This window comes from Sphaerothrix gracilis Ecp01, from assembly GCF_030405905.1.
GTDB lineage: Bacteria > Cyanobacteriota > Cyanobacteriia > Phormidesmidales > Phormidesmidaceae > Sphaerothrix > Sphaerothrix gracilis.
Genome location: NZ_JASATW010000101.1, coordinates 1 through 1,847, shown reverse-complemented (window position 1 = coordinate 1,847; position 1,847 = coordinate 1). Strand labels below are relative to the sequence as shown.

1 protein-coding gene is annotated in these 1,847 nt (G+C 54.4%); it reads right to left on the bottom strand.

Going from position 1 to position 1,847, the window contains the following annotated elements; translation table 11 throughout:
* The coding region (locus tag QJQ48_RS27905; protein ID WP_346294465.1) for a plasmid replication protein, CyRepA1 family at positions 1 to 1,847 on the bottom strand (1,847 nt) is incomplete at both ends.

Below are 1,847 nucleotides of genomic sequence, written 5' to 3'. Positions count from 1 at the left end.
AAGCACCTCTAGGCAGACTCGCTCTATCTGATTCAAATTCGGGGGGGATTCGGGGGCCGAGTTCTCTGAGAGAGCTTGGTAGTCACCGGGGCTAATTAAAAACTTATTATTACCCTGACTGACTACCGATTTGTCACTGACTACGGCCTCTGTTCTTTCTATGGCAGGGGTTTCAGGCTGTTTCTCTGCAATCGCATCTTTCTCTAGCCATCTCTGGTAAATTTCATGGCGATTAACCTGGTAGGTGACTGCTTCGCCCTCAAGTTTGAAGGTCTTGTAATCGACTTGCTCAAGCTGGTAGATGCGCACTTGCTCCCCCCTCGGCCCTTCGCGGCGGCACAGCGGCAAGTTGAAGCCGAGGGGCTTGAGAAAGCGTCTAACAATCTCGATATAGTCAATTGAGCCATCAGGTTTGGTAGTGCCATAGAGATTGATGCCAGAGGCAACTCTAATGTTGGCGATCTGACCTTGAACCGCTTCCCCCAGCGCTCTTACCTGGGGCGTGTGCTCTGACAGCTCATCTAGATCGAGAATGTCTAGAACGTTGAAGTATTCATAGGTGGCAATCTTGGTGATGAGCGTAGCCCGGTTAACATCGGGTGCCCAAATTGCGCCATCGCTGTTTTTGAGCAGCTCGTTAACTTTGGTGCGATCGCGGTTCTTGAGATACTCCCGGCCTACGGTGAGGTAGTAGTGCAGTCGCAGTTTTGCTCCATAGCCGACCTGGTCGAGGATATAAAGATCGGGGGTGATCGCTTCTAGCTGATAGCGCTTCTGGAGCTGAGCTTTTTGCAGGGCGAGTTCTTGGGCAAGGCTCTCGACGGAGCGGGACTGCTCTAGGGCTTCTAGCTCTGAAGCATCAACACTGGTGGCTTCACAGACGGCCTGTGCTCGTTCTCTCAGCCGGTCGTGTTTTTCAGCTTTAAGTTCTGCTTTTAACTCTTGGCGGGCGTCGTCGTCGGTATCTGTGACTTCAGTGACGCTGTGGCCTTCGTCCCTGAGTCCCTGCAGGACGCATTCTCTCAGGGCAGCGCTGCCGGTGTTGTGACGAGCGGCCATCTTGGCCCAGGCGACAGTCGCGGCCTGACTCAGGTTACTCTCAATATCGTCACAGCCTGCTTCATAGAGCAGGTTCAGCGTGGCTCTAGCGCATTTCTCCTGGGTTTCAGCCAGGGCTTTGTACCAGGTTTCGCCGCCGCCAATGCTCTCTAAACCGTGAGGAGCGATATAGATATGACGGGGTACCCTTTCACGTAGTCTGAGCAGGGACTGCCGGATGGAGTTCTCGCTCAGTACCCCTGCATAGAAGCCGTAAACCGCATCAAAGTGACCTTTAAGATCGATGGAGATACCAGTCTCGACTGAGGGAGAGCAGATCACAATGTCATATTGGCTTAGCAGCTCCTCTAGCTTGCCACTGGCGATCGCCCCATAAGCGGGATGGTCTTTGCGGTGAAGCGTTTTGCTATCGAGTACCAGAATTCGCTTGTCCAGGTACATCTGCTGCCAGCGGGCGGCCAGGGCGGTGGTGCTGAAGCGGCCTTTGGCCTTCTGGCTGTCGGTCATTACCAAAATCTTTTCCCCTCTCTCAATAGCAGCCTCAGCCCGCATCAGCAGATCTTCGGGGCGCTCGTAGGAGCAGCAGTCATAACCGCCTGCTTGCCAGTGGCTCAACGCTAGCCACGGCTCTAGGTGGGGCTGCTGCCCGATACCGCGAATGAAGTTGACCGAGTAGTCGCTGAGGTCAGCGTCAGCGAGAATAACGCGACTTTCACTCTCAGGTGAGAGCACGGCTTCCATCAGGGATCTAAACTCGCGGATGATGGGGATGCGGTTTTTGCGGCAGG